At 63.6% G+C, this 26,385-nt stretch carries 28 protein-coding genes and 1 pseudogene; 11 read left to right on the top strand and 18 right to left on the bottom strand.

Features of this window, described 5'->3' with window-relative positions; genetic code table 11:
• Positions 1–2: 2 nt before the first annotated feature.
• From RSE12_12510 to RSE12_12490, 5 genes are all read right to left on the bottom strand, one after another.
• Entirely contained in the window at positions 3–248 is a 246-nt protein-coding gene (locus RSE12_12510; GenBank protein WRH61207.1) for a hypothetical protein, read from the bottom strand.
• 105 nt (positions 249–353) lie between these two features.
• A complete protein-coding gene (locus RSE12_12505) occupies positions 354–665 on the bottom strand; it encodes a YbjQ family protein (protein WRH61206.1) in 312 nt (103 codons plus the stop codon).
• A 24-nt stretch (positions 666–689) separates the two neighbouring features.
• A complete protein-coding gene (gene sufB, locus RSE12_12500; protein ID WRH61205.1) occupies positions 690–2,219 on the bottom strand; it encodes a Fe-S cluster assembly protein SufB in 1,530 nt (509 codons plus the stop codon).
• A gap of 48 nt (positions 2,220–2,267) precedes the next feature.
• On the bottom strand, positions 2,268–3,299 hold the full coding sequence (locus RSE12_12495) for an aminotransferase class V-fold PLP-dependent enzyme (GenBank protein ID WRH61204.1): 1,032 nt from the start codon (positions 3,297–3,299) through the stop codon (positions 2,268–2,270).
• Between the two features lie 96 nt (positions 3,300–3,395).
• Positions 3,396–3,872 (bottom strand): Rrf2 family transcriptional regulator, encoded by a 477-nt coding sequence (locus tag RSE12_12490; protein ID WRH61203.1) that lies wholly within the window; start codon positions 3,870–3,872, stop codon positions 3,396–3,398.
• 156 nt (positions 3,873–4,028) lie between these two features.
• On the opposite strand from RSE12_12490, the gene RSE12_12485 reads away from it, so the two are divergent.
• The 3 genes from RSE12_12485 to RSE12_12475 are packed head-to-tail and all read left to right on the top strand — an operon-like array spanning position 4,029 to position 5,529.
• Complete coding sequence (locus tag RSE12_12485; GenBank protein WRH61202.1) at positions 4,029–4,688, top strand: alpha/beta hydrolase; 660 nt, start codon at positions 4,029–4,031, stop codon at positions 4,686–4,688.
• Positions 4,688–4,948: a hypothetical protein gene (locus RSE12_12480; GenBank protein ID WRH61201.1), complete on the top strand. Its 261-nt coding sequence runs from the start codon at positions 4,688–4,690 to the stop codon at positions 4,946–4,948. The genes RSE12_12485 and RSE12_12480 overlap by 1 nt, the downstream gene beginning before the upstream one ends.
• Positions 4,945–5,529 carry an HD domain-containing protein gene (locus RSE12_12475; protein ID WRH61200.1) on the top strand — a complete coding sequence of 195 codons (585 nt, stop codon included), beginning with the start codon at positions 4,945–4,947 and terminating at the stop codon, positions 5,527–5,529. Before RSE12_12480 ends, RSE12_12475 begins: the two co-directional genes overlap by 4 nt.
• Here RSE12_12475 and RSE12_12470 read toward each other — a convergent pair.
• Positions 5,526–6,680, bottom strand: coding sequence for a DUF2235 domain-containing protein (locus RSE12_12470; GenBank protein ID WRH61199.1), 1,155 nt, complete (start codon positions 6,678–6,680; stop codon positions 5,526–5,528). The genes RSE12_12475 and RSE12_12470 overlap by 4 nt on opposite strands.
• A 157-nt stretch (positions 6,681–6,837) precedes the next feature.
• Between RSE12_12470 and RSE12_12465 the strand changes: the two genes are divergently transcribed.
• Complete coding sequence (locus tag RSE12_12465; protein ID WRH61198.1) at positions 6,838–8,052, top strand: NADP-dependent isocitrate dehydrogenase; 1,215 nt, start codon at positions 6,838–6,840, stop codon at positions 8,050–8,052.
• A gap of 160 nt (positions 8,053–8,212) precedes the next feature.
• On the opposite strand, the gene RSE12_12460 is transcribed toward RSE12_12465, so the two are convergent.
• Positions 8,213–8,449: a hypothetical protein gene (locus RSE12_12460; GenBank protein ID WRH61197.1), complete on the bottom strand. Its 237-nt coding sequence runs from the start codon at positions 8,447–8,449 to the stop codon at positions 8,213–8,215.
• A 403-nt stretch (positions 8,450–8,852) separates the two neighbouring features.
• On the opposite strand from RSE12_12460, the gene RSE12_12455 reads away from it, so the two are divergent.
• The 3 genes from RSE12_12455 to typA all read left to right on the top strand — a co-directional run bounded on the left by RSE12_12455 (position 8,853) and on the right by typA (position 12,025).
• On the top strand, positions 8,853–9,485 hold the full coding sequence (locus RSE12_12455; GenBank protein ID WRH61196.1) for a YitT family protein: 633 nt from the start codon (positions 8,853–8,855) through the stop codon (positions 9,483–9,485).
• A gap of 42 nt (positions 9,486–9,527) precedes the next feature.
• The gene (locus RSE12_12450; GenBank protein ID WRH61195.1) at positions 9,528–10,130 is read left to right on the top strand and encodes a YitT family protein; all 603 of its coding nucleotides are present in this window, start codon (positions 9,528–9,530) and stop codon (positions 10,128–10,130) included.
• Positions 10,131–10,207: 77 nt separating this feature from the next.
• The gene (gene typA, locus RSE12_12445; GenBank protein ID WRH61194.1) at positions 10,208–12,025 is read left to right on the top strand and encodes a translational GTPase TypA; all 1,818 of its coding nucleotides are present in this window, start codon (positions 10,208–10,210) and stop codon (positions 12,023–12,025) included.
• Between the two features lie 12 nt (positions 12,026–12,037).
• Here the strand turns inward: typA and RSE12_12440 are convergent, their stop codons facing one another.
• From RSE12_12440 to recA, 4 genes are all read right to left on the bottom strand, one after another.
• Positions 12,038–12,922, bottom strand: coding sequence for a LysR family transcriptional regulator (locus tag RSE12_12440; GenBank protein WRH61193.1), 885 nt, complete (start codon positions 12,920–12,922; stop codon positions 12,038–12,040).
• A gap of 203 nt (positions 12,923–13,125) precedes the next feature.
• Entirely contained in the window at positions 13,126–13,416 is a 291-nt protein-coding gene (locus RSE12_12435) for a DUF1330 domain-containing protein (protein ID WRH61192.1), read from the bottom strand.
• Positions 13,417–13,420: 4 nt separating this feature from the next.
• Positions 13,421–16,075: an alanine--tRNA ligase gene (gene alaS, locus RSE12_12430; GenBank protein WRH61191.1), complete on the bottom strand. Its 2,655-nt coding sequence runs from the start codon at positions 16,073–16,075 to the stop codon at positions 13,421–13,423.
• A 152-nt stretch (positions 16,076–16,227) separates the two neighbouring features.
• Positions 16,228–17,301, bottom strand: coding sequence for a recombinase RecA (gene recA / locus RSE12_12425; GenBank protein ID WRH61190.1), 1,074 nt, complete (start codon positions 17,299–17,301; stop codon positions 16,228–16,230).
• A 220-nt stretch (positions 17,302–17,521) separates the two neighbouring features.
• Between recA and RSE12_12420 the strand changes: the two genes are divergently transcribed.
• Positions 17,522–18,124, top strand: coding sequence for a hypothetical protein (locus RSE12_12420; protein WRH61189.1), 603 nt, complete (start codon positions 17,522–17,524; stop codon positions 18,122–18,124).
• Between the two features lie 12 nt (positions 18,125–18,136).
• Here RSE12_12420 and RSE12_12415 read toward each other — a convergent pair.
• The 6 genes and pseudogenes from RSE12_12415 to RSE12_12390 all read right to left on the bottom strand — a co-directional run bounded on the left by RSE12_12415 (position 18,137) and on the right by RSE12_12390 (position 22,859).
• A pseudogene (locus RSE12_12415) lies at positions 18,137–19,603 on the bottom strand (ATP-binding protein).
• A 340-nt stretch (positions 19,604–19,943) separates the two neighbouring features.
• Positions 19,944–21,089 carry an RsmB/NOP family class I SAM-dependent RNA methyltransferase gene (locus tag RSE12_12410; protein ID WRH61188.1) on the bottom strand — a complete coding sequence of 382 codons (1,146 nt, stop codon included), beginning with the start codon at positions 21,087–21,089 and terminating at the stop codon, positions 19,944–19,946.
• The gene (locus tag RSE12_12405; GenBank protein WRH61187.1) at positions 21,086–21,838 is read right to left on the bottom strand and encodes an SDR family NAD(P)-dependent oxidoreductase; all 753 of its coding nucleotides are present in this window, start codon (positions 21,836–21,838) and stop codon (positions 21,086–21,088) included. The genes RSE12_12410 and RSE12_12405 overlap by 4 nt, the downstream gene beginning before the upstream one ends.
• A gap of 98 nt (positions 21,839–21,936) precedes the next feature.
• On the bottom strand, positions 21,937–22,422 hold the full coding sequence (bfr, locus tag RSE12_12400) for a bacterioferritin (GenBank protein ID WRH61186.1): 486 nt from the start codon (positions 22,420–22,422) through the stop codon (positions 21,937–21,939).
• On the bottom strand, positions 22,397–22,684 hold the full coding sequence (locus tag RSE12_12395; protein WRH61185.1) for a (2Fe-2S)-binding protein: 288 nt from the start codon (positions 22,682–22,684) through the stop codon (positions 22,397–22,399). The genes bfr and RSE12_12395 overlap by 26 nt, the downstream gene beginning before the upstream one ends.
• A 10-nt stretch (positions 22,685–22,694) precedes the next feature.
• On the bottom strand, positions 22,695–22,859 hold the full coding sequence (locus RSE12_12390) for a hemin uptake protein HemP (protein WRH61184.1): 165 nt from the start codon (positions 22,857–22,859) through the stop codon (positions 22,695–22,697).
• A gap of 223 nt (positions 22,860–23,082) precedes the next feature.
• On the opposite strand from RSE12_12390, the gene RSE12_12385 reads away from it, so the two are divergent.
• From RSE12_12385 to RSE12_12375, 3 genes are all read left to right on the top strand, one after another.
• Positions 23,083–23,589 carry an RNA polymerase sigma factor gene (locus RSE12_12385; GenBank protein ID WRH61183.1) on the top strand — a complete coding sequence of 169 codons (507 nt, stop codon included), beginning with the start codon at positions 23,083–23,085 and terminating at the stop codon, positions 23,587–23,589.
• Positions 23,586–24,326 carry a zf-HC2 domain-containing protein gene (locus tag RSE12_12380; GenBank protein ID WRH61182.1) on the top strand — a complete coding sequence of 247 codons (741 nt, stop codon included), beginning with the start codon at positions 23,586–23,588 and terminating at the stop codon, positions 24,324–24,326. The genes RSE12_12385 and RSE12_12380 overlap by 4 nt, the downstream gene beginning before the upstream one ends.
• A gap of 112 nt (positions 24,327–24,438) precedes the next feature.
• Positions 24,439–24,789 (top strand): hypothetical protein, encoded by a 351-nt coding sequence (locus tag RSE12_12375; GenBank protein ID WRH61181.1) that lies wholly within the window; start codon positions 24,439–24,441, stop codon positions 24,787–24,789.
• Between the two features lie 195 nt (positions 24,790–24,984).
• Here the strand turns inward: RSE12_12375 and RSE12_12370 are convergent, their stop codons facing one another.
• Positions 24,985–26,334, bottom strand: a complete 1,350-nt coding sequence (locus RSE12_12370) for a S8 family serine peptidase (GenBank protein WRH61180.1) — start codon at positions 26,332–26,334, stop codon at positions 24,985–24,987.
• Positions 26,335–26,385: the final 51 nt, after the last annotated feature.

Here is a 26,385-nt window from a genome sequence, read left to right as displayed (position 1 = left end):
CGTCAGTAGAAATTGGTCTGCGTGATCGTGGTTCCGATGGCCAAAGCCGATCCCGCAAGCAGCGTCAAAAACAACGGCAAGGCCCTGCCCCGCTTCTTGCGCCTGCGCAAGAATGTTCCGGGCGGCAGATGCAGCGCATCTTCCGTGCCCACGAACAGCGTCCGGTTGGTATTGATCCCGCCGGCCTCGATCCGGACCAGACGGTTGGCGAATTCCTGCTTCGGATCGAAGCCCGGGACACATGACATAGAGGGCACCACTTACAGACAACACTGCAAGCGATGGTGCCGCGCAACCATGACGTGACTGCGTAAACTTCAAGGCAATTTCCTGCATGATCCGCGCCGCCGGCTTCAGCCCAGACGCACGGCAGTGCCGCTCGCCGATACCATCAACATCTGGCCGATCACCTCATAGTCGAGGTCAACCCCCACCACCGCATTCGCCCCACGCGACCGCGCCAGTTCCTGCATCTCGCTCAACGCCGTTTCGCGCGCATCGGCCAGCTTCGCCTCATAGGCGCCCGACCGCCCCCCGATGATATCGGTGATCCCGGCAAACAGATCGCGCACAATGTTCGCACCCATGATCGCCTCCCCGGTCACGATCCCGAGGTATTCTGCAATCTGGTACCCTTCAACAGAGTTCGTCGTCGTCACGATCATCGGTTTGTTCCCCCAGACCATGGATCAGCCCACCGACCCTTCCAGCGAAATCGCCACAAGGCTCTGCGCCTCCATGGCAAATTCCATCGGCAGCGCCTGCAACACATCGCGGCAGAACCCGTTGACGACCAGCGCCACCGCCTCTTCCTCGTCCATCCCGCGCGACCGGCAATAGAACAGTTGATCCTCATCCACCTTGGACGTGGTCGCCTCATGCTCCACACGGGAGGAGTTATTCTTCACCTCAATGTAAGGCACCGTATGTGCCCCGCATTTGTCACCGATCAGCAGGCTGTCGCATTGCGTGTAGTTGCGCGAATTGGTGGCCTTCGGGTGCATCGTCACCAGCCCGCGATAGGTGTTCTGCGCGCGGCCTGCCGAAATCCCCTTTGAAACGATCCGGCTCTTGGTGTTCTTGCCCAGGTGGATCATTTTCGTGCCCGTATCCGCCTGCTGGGCGTTATTGGCGATGGCGATGGAATAGAACTCGCCCTGTGAATCATCCCCCCGCAGGATGCAGGACGGGTATTTCCACGTGATCGCCGATCCCGTCTCCACCTGCGTCCACATCACCTTGGACCGATGCCCCCGGCAATCCGCGCGCTTGGTCACGAAGTTATAAATCCCGCCCTTGCCGTTCTCATCGCCCGGATACCAGTTCTGCACCGTGGAGTATTTCACCTCGGCATCGTCCAGAATGACGATCTCCACCACCGCCGCATGCAGCTGATGGGTGTCCCGCTTGGGCGCCGTGCAGCCTTCCAGATAGCTCACATAGCTGCCCTTGTCGGCCACGATCAGCGTGCGTTCAAACTGCCCGGTATTCTCGGCATTGATGCGGAAATATGTGCTCAACTCCATCGGGCAGCGCACGCCCTCGGGGATGTAGACAAAGGAACCATCGGAAAACACGGCAGAATTCAGCGTGGCAAAGAAGTTATCCGATTGCGGCACGACCGAGCCGAGATATTTCTTCACCAGTTCCGGATGCTCGCGCACCGCCTCGCTGATCGAACAGAAGATCACGCCCGCCTTGGCCAGTTCCGCCTTGAACGTTGTGCCCAGCGATACGGAATCGAACACCGCATCCACCGCCACCCGCCGCTCGCCTTCGGGTGCTTCCACGCCTGCCAGCAGCGCCTGCTCCTTCAGCGGAATGCCCAGCTTGGCATAGGTCGCAAGCAGCTTGGGGTCCACCTCATCCAGAGATTTCGGCTTCACCGCCATGCTCTTGGGCTTGGCGTAATAATACTGGTCCTGATAATCGATGGCGGGATAGTTCACCATCGCCCAGGTCGGCTCTTCCATCTGCAACCAGCGCCGATAGGCCGCCAGCCGCCATTCCAGCAACCATTCCGGCTCGCCGTTCTTTTCGGAAATCAGCCGGACGATGTCTTCCGACAGGCCCTTCGGCGCGAAATCCATCTCGATCTCGGTTTCCCAGCCGTATTTATATTTCCCGGCCATGGCCTGCACGGTTTCGATCGTCTCACGATCCACACCGTCCCGAATATCGGCACGATTATCGGCATCCTTCAGCGCGGCTTCGGTCATCGGTTCTTCTCCACGGCGCAGGGGGCAGACCCCCGCTCAATTCCAAACTCAAGCAGCCCGGTTCAGGGCCTTGCGATACTGCGCGCACCATGTGTCAGTGAAGCGCAGCACCTCGTCCTTTGTCACACCCGGCCCCAGCGACACGCGGATCGCCTGCGCCGCCGCCACCTCGTCAAATCCCATCGCGGTCAGCACGCGGCTTGCGCGCACCTTGCCGCTGGAACAGGCCGATCCGGCCGAAACGGCAAACCCCGCCAGATCCATCGCCATCACCTGCGTCTCGCCCTTCCAGCCGGGCGCGATCAGGCAAAGCGTGTTGGGCAGCCGGGGCAAACCTTTCCCGACAGAAATAGTATTGTTTGCCGCAGAGGACAATCCGACTTCTAGAATATTTCTAAGTTCCTCGACCTCATCCCAGACGCCGGCCTCCAGATCACGCTGCGCCGCCTCGGCCGCCGCACCCATCCCGGCGATGCCGATGATGTTCTCGGTCCCCGCGCGCCGCCCCATCTCTTGCCCGCCGCCCGTCAGCACGGGCTGCGTCTCTACCCCGTCCTTCACGATCAGCGCGCCAACCCCCTTGGGGCCGCCAAATTTGTGCGCCGATACCACCGCCATCTCCACCCCACTCCAGGCGAATGAAAACGGCACCTTCCCCACCGCCTGCACGATGTCCAACAGCAAGGGCTCCCCTGCATCGCGCGCCGGGGCCTCTGCAACCACTCCGGTCTCGTTATTGGCATAGCCCCAGGCCAGCGCGCGCGCGCCCTGCCCCGCCCGCCGCTGCGACCACAGGCAATCATGCGCCGTCGGGTCCACCTCGACCGTTCCCACCGGCAACCGCGCCAAGACCGCCGCCGCCTCCGTGGCCCCGCTGGTGAACACCACCTCCGCCGGCTTGCAACCAACCGCTGCCGCCACCTGCGCCCGCGCCCGCTCTACCAAAGCCCGCGCCGCCCGCCCCTCGGCATGAACCGAAGACGGGTTTCCCACCACATCCATCGCCGCGATCATCGCCGCCCGCGCCTCAGGCCGCAGCGGCGTTGTGGCGTTCCAGTCCAGATAGACCCGCGGCCTCATGTTTCACCTTGGCCCAAATACCCAAATCCGCCCGCCGCCATCCCGCGCAACGCCCCCGCGCCGGGTGCCCCGATTTTTCGCAGAAAAATCGTTGCCTCACGCATCCTCATCCACCACGCGAAACAGTGCCGGCACGGCCGGGCAAGGCGTCATCTGGTTGCGGATCACGTCCGACAGCCGGGTCTGGTGCAGGAACACATAGACATGCGCGCTCAACCCCTCCCACAGCCGGTTGGTCAGGCTCTGCGCCCGCGTCCCCGACACGCCACCCGAAACCCCTGCCCCGGTATGCAGCGCGTCCACCGTCTCTTCCACCGCCTCCAGCACATCTGAAACGCGGATCGCATCAGGGCTGCGCGCCAGCCGATAGCCGCCCCCCGGCCCCCGCACCGCCTCAACCAACCCGGCCCGGCGCAGCTTGACGAACAACTGTTCCAGATAGGGCAAGCTGATATCCTGTCGCTTGGCCACTTCCGCCAGCGACACCAGATCGTCGCCCCCCGACTTCGCCTCAGCCAGCGCCAGATCAGCCAGCGCCACCATGGCATACCGCCCCTTGGTCGACAGTTTCATGACCGATCCCTTGCAAAAACATTGACGTTGCGAGTGCGGCCCATTACCTGAAACCAACCCGCCCAAACGGCACGCCCGACGCGCCTTTGGAATGGTTCTAAATTGTCCGAGCGAAGTCGTCAACAATTCGCTCCAGTCAAAGACAGGCGCTGACCAATGCCCGAAGTGATTTTCGCCGGTCCCGAAGGCCGGCTGGAAGGCCGCTACCATCCGCAAAAGGACCGTGACGCCCCCATCGCCATCGTGCTGCATCCGCATCCGCAATATGGCGGCACGATGAACAACAAGGTCGTCTACAACCTGCATTACGCCTTCTACAATCTGGGCTTCACCGTCCTGCGCTTCAATTTCCGTGGCGTGGGCCGGTCGCAGGGCGAATATGACATGGGGATTGGCGAACTGTCCGATGCCGCCTCCGCGCTCGACTATCTTCAGTCGATGAACCAGAACGCCAAGCATTGCTGGGTCGCGGGCTTCTCCTTCGGGGCCTGGATCGGGATGCAGCTTCTGATGCGCCGCCCGGAAATCACCGGCTTCATTTCGGTCGCCCCCCCGGCGAACCTGTATGATTTCTCCTTCCTCGCGCCCTGCCCGTCCTCGGGTCTGATCATCAACGGCACCGCCGACCGCGTCGCCCCGCCCAAGGACACGCGCCAACTGGTGTCCAAGCTGCACGAACAAAAGGGCATCACCATCACCCATACCGAGGTTGAGGGCGCAGATCACTTCTTCAAGGATGAAGAGGCGCATATGAAACCCATGATCGACACCGTCGCCCATTACGTCCGCCGCCGCCTGACCGAAGGGTCGCGCTGATGCCCATTCTTCAGGATCTGACCGAACAGCTGGCCAAGGATGTCGTCGACGCGATGGATGAGCTGGGCGATGACAAGCTGCATGATCGCGTGGCGCGCGTCCTGCTTGACGCCTCGCCCACCACGCAAGAGGCCTTCATGACCGCCGTCCGCGTGATCCTTGCCGAACGCAAAGGCCGCAAGTTCCTCGAACAGACGCTCAAGGCCAAACGTGAGGGCGGCGCAGCCCCGCGCGCGCCCCTCGACACGGCCGGTCATTGACGGAACGGCTCGATCAGCAGTTCGCCTTCCTGAATGAGGCGGACCGCCTGAAATCCGTGCTGCGCGCCACCACGCTCTGCGATGGCTCGCGGCGCGAGAATTCGGGCGAACATTCGTGGCACCTCGCGCTTTATGCCCTTACCCTCGCCGATCACGCCCCGCCGGGCGTGTCCATCGACCGGGTGATCCGGATGCTGCTCCTGCATGATCTGGTGGAAATCGACGTGGGCGATGTTCCGATCCATTCCGCCAACGGCACTGCCCATGCCTCGACGGAAACGCAGATCGCCGAATCCCGTGCTGCCGACCGCATCTTCGGCCTTCTGCCCCCCGACCTGCGCGACAGCTTCCGCACCCTGTGGGAAGAGTTCGAGGCGGCTGAAACGCCCGACGCGATCTTCGCCAAAAGCCTTGATCGCGTGCAACCGGTCATGGCCAACCTGCAATCCGGCGGCGGCACCTGGATCACCTATGACGTGACCCTCGAACAACTGGATACCCGCGTCGGGGCCAAGATCGCCCGCGGCGCCCCGCGCCTGTGGGATTGGGTCCGCGCCCAAACCCTGCGCTTCTTCGCCTAATCCTGCCACTCCCCCGGCAGCACCGGTGGCTCCATCTTTGGCCCAAAGGGGCGCAGCGGCACCGGGCGATAGCCATGCAGCCGCCACCGCTCCCGCGCCATCCAGGATACTGCCCTGATCGAAGGTGGCGGTGACCGGTCCACCCCCTTGCCCTTGAACAGCCCCGCCAATGGCCCGCTTTTCGGCGGGTGGTTGTCCAGCGGCGCATCCACCGCCACCGCCCTCTGCGCCGCATCCTTCATTGCGGCGGAAAACTCCAGCCCCGCCTCTTCGGCCCCGCCCATGATCCACAACAGCGCCGCGTTGGATAGGCCCCGGATCGGCCCTCCGCCCCCTACCCCGCCATGCGTGCCCGGAAACCATTCCTGCCGATAGGGCAGATCCCCTTCGCCGATGTTCAACTCGGTCAGGTTCTCCCACAGGGTCGGCGGAAAGGTCCGCCGCCGCTCATCAATCGCCACCGCATGACGGGCCGATTTCACCATGCTCGACAGGCGCAGATCGTGGAACTTGTACTTCCCGTTGGTGATCGCGGCCAATCCCGCGAAATGATCCGGCACCCCCAATGCCCCAACCGTATCCCAGACGCCAAGGTAATCCACCGCCAGCATCTCCACCGCCCCAATCCCCGCCAAATTCGGCCGCACCATCCTGTCCGTCTCGCTGGTGGCAAAGCGCGGCGAAAACGCAGCCCGAAACCGCAGGCTTGCCGGCGCATCAGGATGCGATCCCGGCTCCCGGTTGCGATACAGCGTCATCGCCTCGCCGATCCGCCCCAGCGTCGCAGGCTCCGGCAGCCCGCAATTCCGCAACAGCCCCGCCAGTGACCGCGCCATATAGGCCCCGCGCGAAAAGCCGAACAGGAACAGCCTGTCGCCGGGTTCATAGATGGCGGCAATCTCGCGATAGGCTGCCTCCAGCCGCCCGTCCAACCCCCATCCAAAGGCCCCGCCCGTCAACCGGTCCACCGCCCGCTCGATCGGCCCCGCCGCCTGTTTCCGCGTTCCCACCCCCGGCAGATAGATCGCCCGCTGCTCCTGCCCCGCGGTCGTCACCGGCAGCACATTGCGCGACAGGATCGCCACATTGGTCGGCTCCACCATGTCCAGATGGTTCCACGTTCCGTCACAAAACACCGCTATGTTCTTCATCGCGCACCCCATACACCGCCGCGCGAAGGATCAACTCAAAGGCGAGTTCGGTCAACTCTTACGATAAACGGTATGCCGTTGCATACAATGCTTCCCAAACGGTCCCTTTTGCACTATGGACCGCCGCATCACTTCCATTGCCGAAAGGGCCAAGGGCATGACCAAGATCAAGGTGGCGAACCCCGTCGTCGAACTCGACGGCGATGAAATGACCCGGATCATCTGGGATTTCATCAAGAAGAAACTGATCCTGCCCTATCTCGATATCGACCTGCAGTACTACGATCTGGGCATCGAAGAACGCGACCGCACCAATGATCAGGTCACCGTCGATGCCGCCCATGCCATCCTGAAACACGGCGTCGGCGTCAAATGCGCCACCATCACCCCCGATGAGGGCCGCGTCGAAGAATTCGGCCTGAAACAGATGTGGAAATCGCCCAACGGCACCATCCGCAACATCCTCGGCGGCGTGATCTTCCGCGAACCAATCATCTGCCGTAACGTCCCCCGCCTCGTGCCGGGCTGGACCAAACCCATCGTCGTGGGCCGCCACGCCTTTGGCGACCAATACCGCGCCACCGATTTCCGCTTTCCCGGCAAGGGCAAGGTTACCATCAAATTCGTGGGCGATGATGGCACCGTGATCGAGCGCGACGTGTTTGATGCCCCCGGCGCGGGCGTCACCATGGCGATGTATAACCTTGATGCCTCAATCTACGATTTCGCCCGCTCCTCCTTCAACTACGGGCTGATGAAGGGCTGGCCGGTCTATCTGTCGACCAAGAACACCATCCTCAAGGCCTATGATGGCCGCTTCAAAGACATCTTCGCCGAGGTCTACGCCGCCGAATTTGAAGACCGGTTCAAGGCATTGGGCATCCATTACGAACACCGCCTTATCGACGACATGGTCGCCTCTGCCATGAAATGGTCCGGCGGTTATGTCTGGGCCTGCAAGAACTATGATGGCGACGTGCAGTCCGACACCGTGGCTCAGGGCTTCGGCTCACTTGGTCTGATGACATCCGTCCTGATGACGCCCGATGGCAAAGTGGTAGAGGCCGAGGCCGCGCATGGCACCGTCACCCGCCATTACCGCGAACACCAAAAGGGCAAACAGACCTCGACCAACTCCATCGCGTCCATCATCGCCTGGACCGGCGCGCTCAAGCACCGTGCGAAACTCGATGACAATGACGCGCTGATGCGCTTTGCCACCACGCTGGAACAGGTCACCGTTCAGACGGTCGAAGACGGCTGGATGACCAAAGACCTCGCCCTTCTCGTCGGCCCCGATCAGAAATGGCTCACCACCATCGGCTATCTGGAAAAGGTCGACGAATACCTCAACAAGTCGCTGGGCGGCTGACCACCGGGATACCCGGCCCCGGGCGTGATCCGGGGGCCGCAACCGTTGCGCTGCGGCCAAAACACAGTGCGCTGCGTGCATACGCCCGTCTGCACAGGCATCTGCACCGCGCGCTGCACAGCAAAAAGGGGCCGGATCGCCAGATCCGGCCCCTTTCGCCTTACCACCGCACCGGCAGCATAGGTGCCTCTGGCAGCGGGGAACCGCGCGGTGGCAGACCGATATCCCGCCGCAGATGGTCGCTCAGATGCTCGGTCAGATCGGGCTCTGTCGGGGCCAAAGCCGCCCCCATCAACGCCTTCACCGCCACCAAAAGCACACGCATTGCGCCATGCTCGTGGATCGCCAGATGGATGGAATGGGGCATCGCGCCCCGCAGTTGGGTCATGTCGTTCATGTCATTTCCCGGCGGCTGCACCGCAGCACGGACCGGCTCCTGTCAGGGTTGGATTGGTGCAGAACAGGGCCGAAAGTCGCGGGAAAACCCCCCGGCGAAATTACGGTTTGTTCTGCGATGTCAGAGGGTTGTGCCACGGGCTTCAAGCCCCGTGACAAGCGGCTCAGGGCTTACGCGAAACGGTATCGCGCCGCGTTGCCCAGTCCGGTCTCTCCGCCACGTCGTGACGATCCAGAAATGTTCACCATCACGCCCTCCATGCTTTGCGTTGCGGATGACTGCGCATAAGGCATTTTCCCGCCCGCGGTAAATCCCCTCGCCCCATGCCAAAGTCCCGCTGATGCAGACCCGCCACAGCCTACCCCATAGGTCAATTCCATTGACCCTTTAAAGGTCAAGTGCTATGACCTTTATCATCCAGCGCGAGTCCCCCATGACCGACCCGAAACACCACACCCTGCTCGAAGATGCCCAAGGCATCGCCTTCGGGATCATCATGGCCGCCCTCGGCATCCACATCCTCACCCATATGGGCTTCGCCACAGGGCAGACGACCGGCCTCGCCGTACTGATCGCCTATTCCTATAACCTCCCGTTTTCGCTGGTCTATTTTGGAATCAACCTGCCCTTTCTGCTGCTTGGCTGGTGGCGCATGGGGGGGCGTTTCGCGCTGAAAACCCTGATCACCACCGCCGCGCTTTCCATCCTGACCGATGTCCTGCCGCGCTGGATGACGCTGGGCGAAATCGAACCTGCCTTCGCCGCCATCCTGTTCGGCATCCTCTTCGGCATCGCTGCCCTCGCCGTCGTCCGCCATGGCGGCAGCTTCGGGGGCTTCTCCATCGTCGCCCTGATGATCCAGGATCGCTGGGGCATTCAGGCGGGCTATGTCCAACTGGCTGTAGACGTTGTGATTTTTGCCGCCGCTGCCCTGATCCTCGCCCCTGAAACCTTGTTCTGGTCTTTCCTCGGTGCCGCCACCTACTCGCTCTTCCTCGCCATAAATCACCGCCGCGACCGGTATATCGCGGCCTGACCCTCTGGCGCATTGCCCCGCCACAGGATAATGCCGCGCGCCATGACCGATCCCAAAGCCCATAGCCTGATCGAAGATGCCCAAGGCCTCGCCTTTGGCACAACCATGGCCGCCTTCGGGATTGTGGTGCTGACCCACCTTGGCATGATCACCGGGCAGACCGCCGGGCTGGCGGTTCTGATCTCCTATGTCACCGGCCTGCCCTTCGGCTGGATCTTCTTTGCCATCAACATCCCGTTCTATTGGTTCGGCTATCGCCGCATGGGATTGGCCTTCACGATCAAGACCTTCCTCGCCGTACTGCTCCTGTCCCTGCTGTCTGCCCTGATGCCGCAATGGGTGGATTTCTCCACCCTCCACCCCGCCTTCGGGGCGGTCCTGTTCGGCTTCGTCTCCGGCGCGGCCCTCCTCGCGATCTTCCGTCACGGCGCCAGCCTCGGCGGTATCGGCATCCTCGCCCTCTATCTGCAAGACAGGACCGGTTTCCGCGCCGGCCACACGCAACTGATCTTTGACGCCGCCCTCTTTGCCATCGCCGCCACCTTCCTGCCCTGGCAGACCGTGGCCTGGTCCTTTCTCGGTGCTGCGGTCGTCAACCTTGTCATCGCCATAAATCACAGGCGCGACCGTTATATCGCTACCTGAAACGGGGGACTCGCCAATCCGGCGCAAACCCTGTATGGCCCTCGCAACCGCAGAAAGATTTGAAAGAGACCTCCCCGATGGAGCTTCGCAACATCGCCATCATCGCGCATGTCGACCATGGCAAAACCACACTCGTAGACGAGTTGCTCAAACAGTCCGGTGCCTTCCGCGCCAATGAGGCCGTTTCCGAACGGGCCATGGATTCCAACGACATCGAACGGGAACGCGGCATCACCATTCTTGCCAAGTGCACCTCGGTCGAACACGACGCCACGCGCATCAACATCGTCGATACCCCCGGCCACGCCGATTTCGGCGGCGAGGTGGAACGCATCCTGTCCATGGTCGATGGCGTCTGCCTGCTGGTCGATGCCGCCGAAGGCCCGATGCCGCAAACCAAATTCGTTCTGGCCAAGGCGCTGGCGCTTGGCCTGCGCCCCATCGTGGTGCTGAACAAGGTCGACAAGCCCGATGCCGAACCTGATCGCGCGTTGAACGAGGTATTCGATCTTTTCTCGAACCTCGGCGCCACCGATGAACAGCTTGATTTCCCCTACCTTTACGCTTCGGGCCGTGCCGGCTGGGCCGATGAATCGCTCGATGGCCCGCGCAAGGATCTGAACGCGCTCTTCGATATGATCGTTCGCCATGTCCCCGCGCCCAAGCAACTCGCCGCGCAGGATGAACCCTTCCGCATGCTGGCCACCACGCTTTCGGCCGATCCCTTCATCGGCCGCATCCTGACGGGCCGTGTTGAATCCGGCCGCCTGCGGGTGGGGGAAACGATCAAGGCTCTGTCGCGCACCGGCGACCGGCTGGAACAGTTCCGCGTGACCAAGGTTCTCGCCTTCCGTGGCCTTGGCCAGCAACCGATTGAAGAGGCACTGGCAGGCGACATCGTCACCATCGCCGGCATGTCAAAGGCCACCGTGGCCGACACGCTCTGCGCGCTGGAGATCGACACCGCCCTTCCGGCCCAGCCGATCGACCCGCCGACCATCACCGTCACCTTCGGCATCAATGACAGCCCGCTCGCAGGCCGTGATGGGTCCAAGGTCCAGTCGCGTGTCATCCGCGACCGTCTGATGAAAGAATCCGAGGTCAACGTCGCGATCAAGGTGGCCGACACCCCCGGTGGTGAAGCCTTCGAAGTGTCCGGTCGTGGCGAACTTCAGATGGGCGTGCTGATTGAAAACATGCGCCGCGAAGGGTTCGAGCTGTCGATCTCGCGCCCCCGCGTGATCTTCAAGGATGAAGACGGCACCCGCATGGAGCCGGTGGAAGAGGTCATCGTCGATGTCGATGACGAATATTCCGGCGCCGTGATCGACAAGCTGACCGGCGAACGCAAAGGCGAGCTGGTCGAAATGAAACCCGCAGGCACCGGCAAGACGCGCATCATCGCGCATGTCCCGTCGCGTGGCCTGATCGGCTATCATGGCCAGTTCCTGACAGATACGCGCGGCACAGGCGTGCTCAACCGCATCTTCCACGGCTGGGTTGCCCACAAGGGCCCGATTCAGGGCCGCCGTCAGGGCGTGCTGATCAGCATGGAAAACGGCGTGTCCGTCGCCTATGCGCTGTGGAACCTCGAAGAGCGGGGCCGCATGTTCATCGGCCCGCAGGAAAACGTCTACGAAGGTATGATCATCGGCGAACACAGCCGCGACAATGACCTTGAGGTAAACCCCCTCAAGGGCAAAAAGCTGACCAACGTCCGTGCGTCCGGCACGGATGAAGCCGTCCGCCTGACGCCGCATATCCGCTTCAGCCTCGAAGAGGCGATTGCCTATATCGATGATGACGAACTGGTCGAGGTGACGCCGAAGATCATCCGTCTGCGCAAGCGGATCCTTGACCCGCATGAGCGTAAGCGCCAGTCGCGGGCTTCGTAAGGCGACGGTCGCCTATCCGACGGCCCGCTCCTCACCTCTGGTCGCGCGGAAATGTCCGCGCGCCCATTTCAGAAATCCCGCCACCCGCGGATCGCTGGCCGATTTGGCATCAGCCACGGCCCAGATCTCGCAGGGGGGCGGTTTGGGCCCGTCAATCGGCAAAAGCCGCGAGTCATTGCCCGCAAGATCCAGCGGCAACAGCGCCACCCCAAGCCCTGCGGCGCAGGCCTCGGCCATGGTCGGCACATTGGGCGACAGCATCGTCACATTGCCACCCTGCCGCGCCAGCCAGCGATAGCTTTCCGTATCCGCCAACACTTTTGACGCGCGGATCACGCCTTGTCCTTCCAGCGTGTCCAACCCGGCCCGTATCCGGTTCACCGCCACGTATTGCGGCGCGGCAAACAGGCCCATCTGGTATAGACCCAGCAACTGCCCCGTGCTGCGTTCGGGCGCGGCCGCCATCGGCGCGACCATCACATCGTATGTATCGGGTTCCAGTGCATAGACATCCTCATGCACCTGCAATTCCGCCGCACTGTCCGCCCGCGCTGACCAGACCGGCAAAGCGGGTGCAAGAAAAAGCTTCGACATCATTTCGCAACAGGCCACGCGCAGCGGCGGTCCGGCATCCATCAGCCGCGCTTTGACCCGGTCATAGACCATCGCCATCTCACGCGCCGCCGCCACCAGTTCCTGCCCCCGCGCATTCGGGCTCAATCGTCCCATCTCATCGCGCAGAAACACTGGCTGGCCGTTCGCTTCGATCGCGGCAAGCCGTCGCGACATGGTCGATTGGCTGATCTGAGCAATCCGCGCCGCCCCCGAAAGGCTGCCCGCATTGGTAATCAGCAGAATGTCACGCAAGTCATTCCAGTCCGGGAAAGCTGCCGCCATGCCACGAAACCCCCTTGGCAATAAAATCCTTTTGCACTCGGGAAACACGCAACTCGGGACAACCCAAAATGGGGCAACACGTAGATAAGTGTTAACGACGCCATAGGTGCCGTCAACCAGCCTTGATTGCAAATGCGACTCAAACTCTGCCAGATCCGCCCTGACGCCCGAAAATCCGGGCCGGGCCAGCACTGGGAACCGGGTTACTCCGCCTCTTCTACCACCATCAGGTCACGAACGCTCGCCCCCTTTGCATGGGCAAGCGCCGCCTGATAGGCGGCAGAATGGTAGCACTCCACCGCCTTTTCCAGACTGGGAAAGCGCGCCACCACGTTGCGCGGGCGGTCATTGCCTTCCAACTGGACATAGCGACCGCCACGCGCCAGAAAAACGCCGCCATGCGCCGCAATCGCGGGGCCGGCTTCCTTGGCATAGCGGCCATAGGCCTCTGCATCCGTCACTTGCACATGCGCAATCCAAAGTGCCGTCGGCATCGCCTCAACCCTCCAGCACGGCTTCCGCCGCCTTGATCGCCGCTTCGGCCTGCGCGATATCCGCACCGCCCGCCTGCGCCATGTCAGGCCGGCCACCGCCGCCCTTGCCGCCCATCGCCTCGGCCGCCGCCTTGACCAGCGTCACGGCCGAAAGCGTCGCCGTCAGGTCCGCCGTCACCCCGGCCGCTACGGCAGGCTTTGCCCCGGTATCGGCGATCAGCAACACCGCGCCCGACCCGATCCGCGCCTTCATCTCATCAATCAGCGCGGGCAGATCCTTGCCCGACACGCCCGACAGCACCTGCGCCAGGAACTTCACGCCGCCGATCTCACGCGCCTCCGGCCCGCCTGCCTTGCCGCCCATCGCCAACTCGCGCCGCAACTGGGCCACCTCGTTCTGAAGGGCGCGGCGTTCATCGGCCATCGCCTTCACCCGCTCGACCGCCTCGGCCGGTGAGGCTTTCAGCACCAGCGCCACCTCGGCCAGACGCGCATCCTGCGCGCGCAGATGGTCCAGCGCGGCCTGTCCTGTCAGCGCTTCGAACCGGCGCACCCCGGCAGAAGACGCGCTTTCGCCAAGCGCCACGAAGGCCCCGATATCCCCGGTGCGCCGCACATGCGTGCCGCCACACAGTTCCAGCGAATAGGTCCGTCCGTCCGCCCCTTTGCCCGATCCCTCCTGCACGCCCATCGACACGACGCGCACCTCATCCCCGTACTTCTCGCCAAACAGCGCTTGCGCACCGATCGCGCGGGCATCATCGGGCGTCATGATGCGCGTCTCGACTGGCGCGTTCTGGCGGATATAGGCATTCACCTCTGCCTCGACCTGCGCCAATTCGGCGAGCGACATGCCGGCGGCATGGCTGAAATCGAACCGGAGTCGATCCGGCGCGTTCAAACTGCCCCGCTGCGCGACATGATCGCCAAGCGCATGGCGCAGCGCCTCATGCAACAGGTGCGTGGCCGAATGGTTCGCGCGGATCTGTGCGCGGCGGGTATGGGCCACCTCCAGCTTTGCAGGTTGCCCTTTCAGGACCGACCCTTCCAGAACCTTCGCCACATGGATGAAAATCCCTTGCGACTTGCGGGTGTCGGTCACCTCGGCAAGACCAGTGTCCGTGCGGATATAGCCGGCATCCCCGACCTGCCCGCCGGATTCGCCATAGAACGGCGTCTGGTTCACGATGATCTGCACCGTCTCGCCGGTGGCTGCCGATCCAATGGCCGCCCCGTCGCGCACAAGCGCAAGCACCTCGCCCTCGGCGGTTTCGGTGTCATAGCCCAAGAATTCGGTCGCACCATGCGCCTCGGCCAACTCGAACCAGATCTTTGCATCCGCGGTGCCACCCGCGCCAGACCAGGCCGCGCGTGCCTTGGTCTTCTGTTCCTGCATCGCGGCATCAAACCCGGCAAGATCCACCGCGCGCCCCTTCTCGCGCAGCGCGTCCTGCGTCAGATCCAGCGGAAACCCGTAGGTGTCATACAGCTTGAACGCCGCCGCGCCGGGCAGATCGCCGCCTTCGGGCAGGCGTGCCAGTTCATCATCCAGCAGGCGCAGGCCGCGATCCAGCGTCGTCTTGAACCGGGTCTCCTCCAGCCGCAGCGTCTCTTCGATCAGGCTCTGGGCGCGCTGCAATTCGGGATAGGCCGCGCCCATGCCCCTTACCAGCGCAGGCACCAGACGGTGCATCACCGGGTCTTGCGCGCCCAGCATATGCGCATGGCGCATCGCCCGCCGCATGATCCGGCGCAACACATAGCCGCGCCCTTCGTTCGACGGCATCACGCCATCCGCAATCAGGAAACTGGTCGACCGCAGGTGATCCGCGATCACACGGTGGCTGGTCTTGCCCGGGCCATCGGGATCACTGCTTGTGGCATGGGCCGATGCCTCGATCAGCGACCGCATCAGATCGGTGTCGTAATTGTCGTGCTTGCCTTGCAGCAGCGCGCCGATCCGCTCCAACCCCATACCCGTGTCGATCGACTGCATGTCCAGCGGCCGCATGGTGCCGTCGGCGAACTGTTCGTTCTGCATGAAGACGTTGTTCCAGATCTCGATGAACCGGTCGCCATCCTCATCGGCGCTGCCCGGCGGGCCGCCCCAGATGTGATCGCCGTGGTCATAGAAGATCTCGGTGCAAGGTCCGCAGGGGCCCGTCGGCCCCATGCGCCAGAAATTGTCATCCGTCGGAATGCGGATGATCCGGTGGTCCTCCAGCCCCGCCACCTTCTTCCAGATGCCGGCCGCCTCATCGTCGGTGTGATAGACGGTGACGCACAGCTTCTTTGGGTCGATCCCGAAATCCTTGGTCAGCAATTCCCAGGAAAAGGCGATCGCCTCGGCCTTGAAGTAATCGCCAAAGCTGAAATTCCCCAGCATCTCAAAGAACGTGTGATGCCGCGCGGTGTAACCCACATTGTCCAGGTCATTGTGCTTGCCGCCCGCGCGCACGCATTTCTGTGCCGTTGTCGCGCGCTTGTAGTCCCGCGTCTCTACCCCGGTGAAGCAGTTCTTGAACTGCACCATTCCGGAATTGGCGAACATCAGCGTGGGGTCATTGCGCGGCACAAGCGGCGAGCTGTCGACAACGCGATGCCCGTTGCGCTGGAAGAAATCAAGAAACGTAGACCGGATATCGTTCAGCGACGCCATGCTGCAAAGACCCTTTCAGAAAGGCGGAAAAGCCATGTCGGCCCTCCAATTAGCCCCCCCTGCCGCCCCTGTCCACCGCCACCACAGCGCGCAACGAAAAAAGGCCGGAACCCGCAGGGTCCGGCCTTTCCCGATTACGTCATATGCGCGGATCACATGTCCAGCACATCCGCCTCATCCGGACGGCCCGGCGCGGTGAAATCCAGCCCGTTCGCCGCGCGAATCTTGTCTTCGATGTCGCTGGCCATCGCCGGGTTCTGCCGCAGGAACTGCTTGGCGTTCTCACGACCCTGCCCGATCCGCTCATCACCATAGGAATACCAGGCGCCGGATTTCTCCACGACCCCGGCCTTCACGCCGATGTCGATCAATTCACCCAGCTTCGAAATGCCTTCGCCATACATGATGTCAAATTCCACCTCGCGGAAGGGCGGCGCGACCTTGTTCTTCACCACCTTCACACGGGTCGAGTTGCCAACGACCTCATCCTTGTCCTTGATCGAACCGATGCGGCGGATATCCAGGCGCACGCTGGCATAGAATTTCAGCGCGTTGCCGCCCGTCGTCGTTTCCGGGCTGCCGAACATCACGCCGATCTTCATCCGGATCTGGTTGATAAAGATTACCATGCAGTTGCTGCGCCCGATGCTGGCGGTCAGCTTGCGCATGGCCTGGCTCATCAGGCGGGCCTGGCTGCCCATCTGCATGTCGCCCATGTCCCCCTCGATCTCGGCCTTCGGCGTCAGTGCCGCCACCGAATCGACGACGATCAGGCTCACTGCACCCGACCGCACCAGCGTGTCGACAATCTCCAGCGCCTGTTCGCCCGTGTCGGGCTGGCTGATCAGCAATTCATCCAGATCAACGCCCAGCTTCTTGGCGTATTGCGGGTCCAGCGCATGTTCTGCGTCGACAAAGGCGCAGACGCCGCCCTTCTTCTGTTCCTCAGCCACCACATGCAGCGTCAGCGTCGTCTTGCCCGAAGATTCCGGCCCGAAGATTTCGATGATCCGCCCCTTGGGCAGACCGCCGATCCCCAGCGCGATGTCCAGACCCAGCGATCCTGTCGAGGTCGCCTCGATATCCATCTGCGGGCTGTCTTTGCCCAGCTTCATGATCGAACCTTTGCCGAACTGGCGTTCAATCTGTGCCAGCGCGCTTTCCAGCGCCTTTGCCTTGTCCATTTCGCGCTTCCCGTTCAAATCGAGGAGGTTCGCCACCGCCATGTCCGTCTCCTTATTTCACAGCCGCGACCGGGCGGCAATTGCTGCGCTTGTTCCCCAAGTGTTCTCATTCTTATGAGCACAAAAGTAGAACATTTCAACCAAATTCGAACATCCCCACTCTGGCAGCCAAAGGTTAAGGTCCGGTTACCAGGATGCGCAGGGGTCTCGCCTCCGGGCGCGGCCTTGTGTAGAAGGCCGGAACCAAGGTCAGGGGTGTTTCATGCTGGTTTTCTGGGAACAACGTTTAGCCATTCTCGCCACGCCCAAGACAGGGTCCACCGCGATCGAGGCGGCGCTTGATTCGATGGCAACCATGTCGATCCAGCGCCCGCCCGTGCTAAAACATACTCCGGTGCAGCGCTTTCATCGCTTCATCGGTCCGTACCTTGAGGCAACCTCAGGCCATCCCTTCACCGTCGTGGCCCTGATGCGCGAGCCGCGCGATTGGCTTGGCTCGTGGTTTCGGTATCGGCAGCGCGATGATATCTCCGATCATGCAAAGTCCACGCGCGGGATGAGTTTTGATGACTTCGTCAACGCATGGTGCGATGATCCGCAACCCGACTTTGCCGCCGTGGGATCGCAGGCGCGGTTCCTGCAGCCAAAGGCCGAAAAGGGCGTCGATCATCTGTTCCGTTACGAAGAGATCGAAACCTTCGTCCATTTCCTTGAGGATCGGTTGGGGTGCGAAATCATCCTGCCCCGTCTGAACGTCTCACCCGCAGCAGCGATGGACCTTTCCCCCACAACCGAGGCACGCCTGCGCAAGGCCGCGGCGCGGGACTTTGCGCTATACGAAACGTTGCAACCTCTGCCGGGTTGATCAGAACCGCAGTCAGGCCGCGAGCTGCGCCTGCACCGTCTCGGTCAATTCCGCGAGCGAGAACGGCTTTGGCAAGAAAACAGAATTCGGGATCCGTGCCTGCACATCGGTCAATGCCTCCTCGGCATAGCCGGAAATGAACACGGTCCGCACCAAGGGCCGCCGCTCCAAGGCTTGCCGAACCCATCCCGGCCCATCCAGCCCGGGCATCACCACATCGGTGACAAAGACATCCACATGCAGCGCTGCGTCCTGCAACAGCGCCAGCGCCTCCTCGGCACTTGCCGCCTCCAGCACCGAATGGCCGCGCAGGCGCAGGGCGCGTGCGGCGAAGGTGCGCACGGGCGCCTCATCCTCCACCAGCAACACCACCGCATCCGATCGCCGTGCCGCGCGCCGCGGTGCCGCGACCGGGCGTTCGGCCACCACCTCGGCGCAAAGCGGGAACCACAGGTCAAACTCTGTTCCCTCACCCGGCGTAGAGCGAACAAAGACAAAGCCCCCCGATTGCTTCACGATGCCATAAACAGTCGAAAGACCCAGCCCCGTCCCCTCCCCCAGTCGCTTGGTGGTGAAAAACGGCTCGAATATCTTGTCCATCCATTCGGGCGGGATGCCCGTGCCACTGTCGCGCACAGAAATCACCACATGCCGCCCGCGCGGCACCACGGCGCGGTCGCGGTGAACTTCCTCCTCCAGCGTCACAATCCGGGTTTCGATCTGCACCACGCCCCCCTCTGGCATGGCGTCGCGCGCATTCACGACAAGGTTCATGATCACCTGTTCCAGCTGTCTGCGATCCGCCCGGATCGCGGCCGTTTCGCGCGGATGGATCAGATCCAGCCCCACCTTTTCACCCACAAGCCGGTTCAGCAAATGGGTCAGGTCCGCCAGCGTATCCTGCAATTCGATCCGCTCCGGCTTCAGCGTCTGTTTGCGCGAAAACGCCAGCAATTGCGACACGAGCGCTGCCGCCCGGTTCGCATTCTGGCGAATCTGGATCAGGTCGGGGTGATCTGGGTCATCGGTCCGGTGGCGCAGCAAAAGCAGGTCGCAATGTCCCGAAATCGCGGTCAGCAGATTGTTGAAATCATGCGCAATTCCCCCGGCCAACTGGCCGATGGCCTGCATCTTCTGGCCCTGTACAAACTGCGCCTCCAGCCGTTTCAGCGCCGTCGTGTCCTGCAAGATGGCCAGCGCACCGCCCTGCCCGTCGGGTTGCAGGGTCACCTGCAAGAAGCGTTCACCTTCCTCAGGCCGGATGTCACAGCGCAGGCCCACCATCTCCGGCCCGCCGGGAAGGCGACCGGCGGCCACGTCGATGATCCAGTCCCGCACCGGACGGCCCAGGTCGACAAACAGCCGCGCCGGTTCGGGCAGGTCAGTCGGACCAAGGTCCAGCAGCGTGCGCGCCTCTGCGTTCGTCTGCACCAGGCCGCCCTCGGCGTTGAACTGCAACAACGGCACGGCCAGCCCTTCGATCCGCATCGCCGGATCGGGCGGCGCATCCGTCAGGGCCGGTGTCGCAGACCGCGTGCTTTCCCTGCGCCGTACCAACAGGATGCGGATCAAGGCCGACGCAGCCGCAGCCACGACCACCATCAGCACTCCCGCACCGAACAACGCCGGGGGCGCAGCGGCCAGAACCCCGATGATCAGCGCGACAATGGCCGCGCCAAGCACGAACCGGGCCGCCATCGAAAGATGGGCAGACCATTCCGCAAACGAGGCAATCTGGGCGCGAACTTCCTTCATTCCGCACAGATTGCCGCCCAAACGTTAAGAAATCGCTAACGCGCGCGCGGCTGTCAGACATCTCCTACACTTTGCGCAAGACCGCGCAGTAGAATCCGTCGCCGCCTTCCAGAGGGGTGAACCGCCGCTCTGACACAAGCTGCAAACCGGGTTGCCGCGCCATCAACGCGGCCACTTGTGCGCCGTTCTCTGCCTCGATCATTGAACAGGTCGCATAGCCCAGCACCCCGCCCGGCCCAAGCATGGCCGCCGCCCGATCCATGATCCCGGCCTGCACCACCAGCAACGCCTCCAGCCGGGCCGGGGTCAGCGCCCATTTTCCCTCGGGGTCGCGCCGCCAACTGCCCGAACCCGAACAGGGGACATCGGTCAGGATCAGGTCATAAGGCCCTGTTTTCTCTGGCTGATCCACAATCTTCACTGCGACGCCCGCGCGCGCCGCACGGGCGGGCAGATCGGCCATGCGCCGCCGATCGGAATCATGGGCAAAGAGCCGCAGCCGCGCCCGCGCGGCCATGGCCAGCGTCTTGCCTCCGCCCCCCGCACAAAGATCCAGCACCGCCATCCCATAGTGCAGCGGCAGCATCTCCACCACCGCCTGCGAGGCCGCATCCTGCAACTCCACCAACCCCGTCAGATAGGCTGCCGTCGCCTGCACCCGCCGCGCGCCTGACCGCACCTCCAACGCCGAGGCCGCCAGCGGATGCGCCACCGCCTCTACCCCATCAGCGGCCAACGCCTCCGCCGCCGCCTCCCGCGTGGTTCTCCCCAGATTGACCCGCAGGAAAACTGGCGCACGCGCCTGCATTGCACCCATCACCGCCGGAAAATCTGCGCCAAGCCCGCTGCGCAGCGGTGCCTCCAGCCAATCAGGGCAATCCAGCGCGGCATTGCCCTCTGGCTCCTGCCCGACCTCGTCCGCAGTGGCGGGCGCGGGCGCATGGCCCTGCCCATCAAACAGCGCCTCCTGCCCGGCCTTGCGCGCCCAGCCCAGAACCAGCCCGCGCCCCGTATCAGCCCCACCCCGCGCCGCACAGGACAGTTTCTGCCGCAGCACATCGAACACGACGTCGCGCACCGCCGCCCGGTCGCCCGATCCGGCATAGCGGTTGGCGCGGCCCCAATTCGTCAGCGCCACTTCGGCCGGTTGCCCAGCCTGCACCTTGTCCAGCACTGCAATCGCTGCCGCCAGTCGCGCGCCCGGTGTCATGCCTTGCGCTCCTGCAGGATATTGCCGCCATCCACCACAATCACTGCCCCGTTCACATAGGATGCGGCATCGGATGCCAGAAACTCGACCACCGCCGCCACCTCATCGGGTGTTCCCGCCCGCCCGGGCGGTGTGGCCAGTGCCGCACGCCTCTCCTCCTCGGTTGCCGCCTCTGTCGCCACCCAGCCGGGGGCGACCGCATTGACCGTCACCCCCGCCCGCGCCACCTCCAGCGCCAGTGCATGGGTCAGGCCCACCATCCCGGCCTTGGCCGCGGAATAGGCCGCCTCGCCGGGGTTGGAAACGTATGGCCCCGTCACGCTGGCCATCATCACCACCCTGCCCTGCCCGCGCGCCACCATTCCGGGCAGAAAGGCCTGCGTCACCAGCACAGCGGTGGTCAGCGACACATCCATCGCCCGCCGCCATTGATCTGGCGTCATGTCCAGAAAGGAACCCTGCGCGGCAGGCGCACCAACCGATCCCATCCCCGCATTGTTCACCAACACATCGACCGGCCCCACCGCATCGGCCAGACGCGCCACCTGATCCGGTTCGGTCAGGTCGGCGACATGGGCTGTCACGTCCAACCCTTCGGCGATCAGTTCCGCCGCGCGCAGATGAATTCGTCCCGTGGTGGCACAGATGGCGACCTGCGCCCCTCCGCGCGCCAACCGCCGCGCCGTGGCAAAGCCGATGCCACCGGGCGCACCGGCCCCGGTCACCAGCACCCTGCGCTGCCCTGTCATGCCCTGCCTCCACGCCCGTTCGCGGCGGACCATAGGCAAAGGCGGCCGGATTCACCAGAACCCGGCCGCCAGATTGTGACGCCGCGATATCAACCAGACTATTCTGCCTGATCCGCCGGCTTGGCGTTCAGCATCCCGTATTTCTCGGCCCCCAGACGGTCATACAGGCCGATCTGCGTTTCCAGGAAATCGATATGTCCTTCCTCATCGGCGATCAGCTCATCAAAAAGCGCGCGCGTCACGAAATCGCCCACCGCATCGCAATGCCGCCGCGCCTCGATATACAGCGTGCGCGCCTCATGCTCGGCCGCCAGATCCGCCTCCAGCGTTTCGCGCAGATCCTGCCCGATCCGCAGCGGATCGAGCTTTTGCAGATTCGGATGCCCCTCCAGAAAAATGATCCGCGCGATCAGCTTGTCGGCGTGGTGCATCTCTTCGATGCTTTCGGCGCGGGACTTGGCGGCAAGGTGGCCATAGCCCCAATCCTCCTGCAAACGAAAATGCAGCCAATACTGGCTGACTGCCGTCAATTCCGACCGCAGCGCCGCGTTCAAAAATTCAATAACCTTGGGATCGCCCTTCATGGTGCCGTCCTTGCCTGAAATCCGGAGTTAAATGCCTGGACTCCGCCCGCAGCAGCGGCGGCGTCGTGGGTACCCCAAGGCTGGCACAGTGACGCATGGTGTCAAGCAACAGCGGCATACACCCGCCGCAATCGGCACGTTTACCAAGCGCATGATAGATCTTGCCCGGCGTGATGATCGTGTCAGGGTCCGCGCGACGCATCCATTCAATGGCGGCGCGGATGTCGTGATCCGAAATTCCGGTGCAGTGACAGACGATCATGCAGGCGGCCTCACTTCGTCAGGATCAGTTTTCCCAGCCGCGTGATCCGCAGGATATAGACCTCTCCCTGATGCATCAGCCGCGCCAGACTTCCCCCTGCTGTAAGGGAAAGCACGTCATGCACGGGCACATCGGCAGGTGTCTCGGGGCTGGTTGAATGGGGGTGTTCGTTCATCACGGGTCTGGATCAGCAAGGGAACAGGGCGCGCGGAAAACATCTGTTACCGCCAGTATTACCGTAGTGATTTTGTCGGCATTGTAAAGCTGACAAAATCACTTGGGAAACGCCGATCTCCCTTCCCAAGCAGAATTTCGCCACCGATCCCAAGAAACGCGGAATAACCGCTTCCCTTCACCGTTGTCGTGCCGGATCAACAGCCTTGCCGAAAGGATCCCGCATGACCGACCGCTTTCGACAGGACCTTGTGGCGCTCGTCCCGAAATTGCGCCGCTTTGCCTATAGCCTGACCGGGAACCGGCAGGACGGCGACGATCTGGTGCAATCCGCCATTGAGAAAGCCCTGCGTAACGCCACGCAATTTCAGCACGGCACCCGCATGGACAGTTGGCTCTATCGCATCATCCAGACGCTCTGGATCGACGATCGCCGCCGTGTCCTGCGCCGCGGCAGCACGATGGACCCGGATGACGCCCATCTCAGCGATGAGGGCAAGGCCGCCAGCCTGCCCGAAGACCGCATGATGCTGGCCCAGACCCGCGCTGCCATGGCCGATCTGCCCGAACCGCAACGCGCCGTTCTCGCGCTGGTCGCCATCGAAGGCCTCAGCTACCGCGAGGCTGCCGATGCGCTCGACATCCCCGTCGGCACCGTAATGAGCCGCCTGTCCCGCGCCCGTGAGGCGCTTTTGCCGAAACTCGGCCTCAGCCATGGACCGCGTCAATGACCGCCCAGCCCCAGATGGACCGCACCCGCCTTGCCGCTTTTGTCGATGGGGAACTGTCGCCCGAAGAGGCCGCCTCCGTGGTGATGCACCTTGCCGATCATCCCGCCGATCAGGCCTTTGTCGATGATCTCTTTGCAGCCAACGCCGCCTTGGCGCAGGCCTTTGCCGCGCCATTGGCCGAACCGGTCCCCGCCGCGATGCAGCACATGATCACTGGCCCTGCGCCCGCGCAGATCATCCCCTTGCGCCCCCGCGCGCGTCCTGCGCTGATCGCGGCAGGCACCGCCCTTGCCGCAAGCCTTGGCATCGCGCTGGTGCTGTTTCGCCCGGCGGACCCGCTATCCCTTGCCCTCGGCCCTGTGGCAGATGGCTCACCTTTGGCGCAGGCTCTGGATACCCTGCCGTCTGGTACGGCCTTCCCTGAAACAGACGACCGCGATCTGATGATCCTCGCCACATTGCCCACAGATACAGGCCCCTGCCGCGAGGTCGAGGTGATCGACAGCAACGCCGCCCAGATCGAAATGGCGCTTGCCTGCCATGACCAAACAACCGGCTGGCGGGTTGAGGTCGTGCTAAAGGAACCGCTGCCCGCAGCGAATGGCCAAGATGGCTTTGTCACCGCCGATGGCACGGCGGCCCAGGGGCTTTCCCCCTTTCTCGACCAACGCGGTGCAGGCCTCGCCCTTTCACCCGAGGCAGAGGCCGAATTGATCGCCAAAGGCTGGGCGGACTGATGCGCCCGATGTTCACAGGGGCGTGAGCAAGCAAGGGGGCGGGAATAGATCCCGCCCCCTGTCGTTGTCTCTGTACGAAACGGCCACATGGCCCGAACTTCAGGAGAGAGACATGAAAGCCATCACCACAACCACGGTCGCAGCCTTCGCCACCCTGGCCCCCCTCACCGCACAGGCCGGCATCGCGACCCCGTCGATGATCGCCCCCCCGGCCCTGTCGCAGCCCGCGGGCGATGTGCAGCCCGTTTTCCTCGACCTGTCCCGCGTCGAAGCCGACATGCTGCGCCTGCTGCGCGGCAATGGCGGCGACAGCAACGGCAATGACAGCTGGGATAACAACGGCGATGACAGCGACGATGACAACAACGGCGGCTGGAACGGCGCCGACAGCAACGGTGGAAACAGCTCCGGCAGCAATGGCGGGAACAGCAACGGCGGCGATAGCAACGGCGGCAACAGCTGATCCCTGCCCGACAGGCAAGACAACCCAGGAAACGCCGGCCTCACGGGCCGGCGTTTTCTCATGCGCGCAGCAGTCACTCCAACACTCGTGCTCCCTTGCCTCAGGCATGGCGATGCCCCGCCTTTACCACCCTCGCCAATGCAAAAGGCCCGGCCAATCCGGCCGGGCCTCTTCAGTAACTCGCCATTGCCGCCCCTATTGCAGCGGCAGATCGCAGATCGCAGACGCCTCCAGCAAGCCCGCACCGAACACCTCATCCGGCCCTTCCGCCCCCAGATCGCGCGCCTGCGCCTTCAACGCGGCCGCCACCTCATCGGGCGTCAGCGCCGGGTTCTGCGACAGCATCACCGCCGCCGCCGCCGTAACAAAGGGCACCGCATAAGATGTGCCGGTCTTGCCCCGCGCGCCCCGGATCGAGGTCGCGGCAAGCAGCCCCACGCCCGGTGCCGCCAGATCGATGTGATCCCCGCGCTGCGCCCCGCGATAGACGCGCCCGCGCGCATCGACCGCCGTCACCGCCAACACGCCCGGATGTGCGGCGGGCCAGGCGGGCGGCGCATCCGGCCCGGCATTGCCTGCCGCCGCCACGATCACCGCGCCTTCCGGCCCAGCCATGGCATCCAGCGCCGCCTGCAACACCCCGTTCTCCGGCCCGGCGAGCGACAGGTTCATCACCCGCACGCCCCGCCCACGCAGCAGATCCAGCCCGCGCAGCAGCGACGGCACATCCGCCCGCTCATCCCCCGCCACGTCGGAAAAGACATCCACTGCAATCACCTCGGCCTCGGGGATCAACCCCGGCACCCGGCTTTCCTCGGCCCCCACCAACAGCGACGTCACCGCCGTGCCATGGACCGCCGCCGAAGCATCCAGCGCCGTATCGGCCAGCCGCACCACTTCCAGCCGCGCGCCGGTCAGGATGTCATGGCCCGCGTTCACGCCTGTGTCGATCACGCCCACCGGCACCTGCACCCGGCATGCCCCCATCCGTTCCACCGGCCAGCCAACAAGGTCCAGCGAAGCACAGTTTTCATGCCCGCAATCCGCCCCGTCATCCGGCATCTCTGCCCCCTGACCCGCGCGGTAAAAGTGATTGAAATCCGCATCCTCCCCGCCAGGCAGCGCCCGCACCCGCGCCCGCGCGGCCTCCAGCCCCAGCGTGCCGGGCACCCGCAACCGCGTCAGCCGCAACCCAAAGCTCGCCAGATCCTCCTCGGCGATCACCTCGAACCCTTCGCCTTGCAACTGGGTCAAAGCCTCGGGCGACAGATCGCTGACCACCACTTCATCCGGCGCCGCCACTGGCGGCGGTGGCGGCGCGGCTACCCGTTGCCGCTGCTGGCGTCGCGGGCCATCATCCGACCCGCCGCCATTCCCGAACCCACCGCCGGAATCGTCAGAAGCCCCGCCATTGTCATCCGAGTCCCCGCCATTGTCCTGCGCCAATGCCGCGCCGGCCGATTTTCCCCCGTCAACGGGCAGAACCTCCGGCATGGGCAGGATCAGGGTGGACAGCAGCAAAGCCGTCATCATGCGCTGGGTCATGGTGGATTTCCGTTCTTATGGCCGATAGGTTAATGCAGATTAATCCCGAAC

The organism is Fuscovulum sp., assembly GCA_035192965.1.
GTDB lineage: Bacteria > Pseudomonadota > Alphaproteobacteria > Rhodobacterales > Rhodobacteraceae > Paragemmobacter.
This window is presented reverse-complemented; position numbering and strand designations above follow the sequence as displayed.